Source organism: Mesorhizobium sp. M7A.F.Ca.AU.002.02.1.1 (genome assembly GCF_003998535.1).
GTDB classification, from domain to species: Bacteria; Pseudomonadota; Alphaproteobacteria; order Rhizobiales; family Rhizobiaceae; genus Mesorhizobium; species Mesorhizobium ciceri.
The window spans coordinates 1-2114 of sequence record NZ_RZPB01000913.1 but is presented as its reverse complement, the minus strand read 5'-3'; the positions used below and the strand labels follow the sequence as shown (position 1 = coordinate 2114).

3 protein-coding genes and 1 riboswitch are annotated in these 2114 nt (G+C 64.0%); all 3 genes read left to right on the top strand.

Features of this window, described 5'->3' with window-relative positions:
* Positions 1-818 (top strand): MFS transporter (locus EN879_RS33200; protein WP_164774739.1); only part of this gene is annotated, 818 nt, incomplete at its 5' end.
* 65 nt (positions 819-883) lie between these two features.
* Positions 884-1080: riboswitch (cobalamin riboswitch) on the top strand.
* Positions 1081-1115: 35 nt separating this feature from the next.
* The gene (locus EN879_RS33195; RefSeq protein ID WP_013531117.1) at positions 1116-1295 is read left to right on the top strand and encodes a CbtB domain-containing protein; all 180 of its coding nucleotides are present in this window, start codon (positions 1116-1118) and stop codon (positions 1293-1295) included.
* Between the two features lie 15 nt (positions 1296-1310).
* Positions 1311-2081, top strand: coding sequence for a CbtA family protein (locus tag EN879_RS33190; RefSeq protein ID WP_013531118.1), 771 nt, complete (start codon positions 1311-1313; stop codon positions 2079-2081).
* Positions 2082-2114 lie beyond the last annotated feature (33 nt).

The window sequence follows — 2114 nt, the reverse complement described above, 5'->3', positions numbered from 1 at the left end:
ACATCATGGACCACATCCGCAAGACCGACTTCATGCAGGCCGAATCGCTGCGCATGGCGTGGTCGATGCTGGCCTGGACCGGTGGGCCGACGCTCGGCATCTTCCTCTACACGCGCTTCGGCGTCTATGCCGCGCATGGCGCGGTGGCCGTGTTCGCGTTAGCCTTGCTGGCATTGTTCTGGACCTACCGGCTCGGCGACAACCCGTCGATCCGTCCCGGCAAGACGCGACCAGCCAATCCGCTCGCCAATATCGGCCGCTTCATCGCCCAGCCCAGGCTCAGGCTGGCCTGGCTGATCGCGTTTGGGCGCTCCTGTTTCTGGACGACGTTCTTCGTCTATGGGCCGCTGTTCATGGTCATTACGGGTGAGGGCAAGCTGGCCGGCGGCCTGCTGGTTTCGGCCGGCAACGCGCTTTTGTTCATGGCGATTTTCTGGGGCAAGGCGGGAAAGCGCTTTGGCGGCCGCAGGACCATGACATTTGCCTATTTCGCCATGTCGGTCGCGCTTCTGGCGGCGGGCTTCGTCGGCGAAACCGTGCCGCTGCTCACCGGCGCCTTCCTGCTCTGCGGCGCCTTCTTCACCATTGCACTCGACGCGCTCGGCTCGACCGCCTTCATGCGCTCGGTGCGCTCCTATGAAAGATCGCAGATGGCGGCAGTCTATCGCACCTATCTCGACTTTTCCGAGCTGACGCCGCCGCTGGTCTATTCGGTGGTGCTGGCCTTCTTCGGCCTGGGCTCGGTGTTCGTCACGCTCGGCCTGCTGGCGGCGGTCTGCGGCTTCGTGACGTGGCGCTATCTGCCGAAATCGCTTTGACCTTCATGGCGCATTCGCAACGGTCGCCGGCGGAATTTGGTTTGCCGGACGCGAGGATTCTGCCTATAGTCGCCGGTGTCGCCGGTTCCATTTTGGAGCCAAGAGGGAATGCGGTAAGGGCGGATTTCGCCCAATGCCGTGGCTGCCCCCGCAACTGTGTGCGGTAGTCCTCTCCATATGCCACTGAAGATTTTTCTTCGGGAAGGTGGGGAAGGACGCTGATCCGTGAGCCAGGAGACCTGCCGGCGACAGGAAACTGACTTCGATGCCCTCGGGTGGAGGGCGAAAGGACAAGACATGACTACCGCTTCCGTCTCCCTCGGCGCTTCCGTCTCCTCGCAGTCGCGCTTCATGCAGCTTGCGCTCGCCGCGCTGCTCGGCATTTTCGTGATGGGCTTTGTCGGCTTCTCGCATATCGATGCGGTCCACAATGCGGCTCACGACTATCGCCATTCGATGGCGTTTCCCTGCCACTGACGAGGGGCTGACATCATGAACCTGTTTCGCAACGTCGTGTTCATCGCGGCGATCGCAGGGCTCGTGGCCGGCGTCGTTCTCGCCTGCATGCAGGCCTATGCGACCGTGCCGCTGATCCTGAAGGCGGAAGTCTACGAACAGGCGGGCGGCGGGCATCACCATGACCATGCCGCTCCGGCAGCAACGGATAGCAATGCCATGAGCACAGCCGCTCCGGCCCCTGCCGAAGCGACTGCTGCGGCGGAAGACGAGGGCTGGGCGCCGGCAGACGGTTTCGAGCGTTTCGCCTTCAGCGTGCTTGCCAACATCGTCACCGGCATCGGCTTCGGGTTGATCCTGGTCGCGGTTTCCGAATTCGCCGGCGGTATCGGTGGTTGGCGCCAGGGCGTGTTCTGGGGCTTGGCCGGCTTTGCCGTGTTCACGCTGGCGCCGGGCCTCGGCCTGCCGCCGGAACTGCCGGCCATGCCGGCCGCCGATCTCACCCAGCGCCAGATCTGGTGGTGGGCAACGGTGGCGGCAACCGCTGCCGGTCTCGGCCTGATCGCGTTCCGCAAGTCGCTGCCGCTGGCGATCCTTGCCGTCCTTTTGATCGTCGCACCGCATGTTGTCGGGGCACCGCAGCCCGACAGTTACGAGACGGCGATTCCGGAAGGGCTGCATCACCAGTTCGTGGTGGCGGTGACCGTGACCAATCTGGTGTTCTGGCTGGTGCTCGGAGCGGTCGTCGGTGTGGTGCGCGGTCGCTTCACCGGCACCGCGACCAGCCTGCGCGACAGCTTTGCCTGATCGCAAGACACTGACCTTTCTCATCGGCGTTTC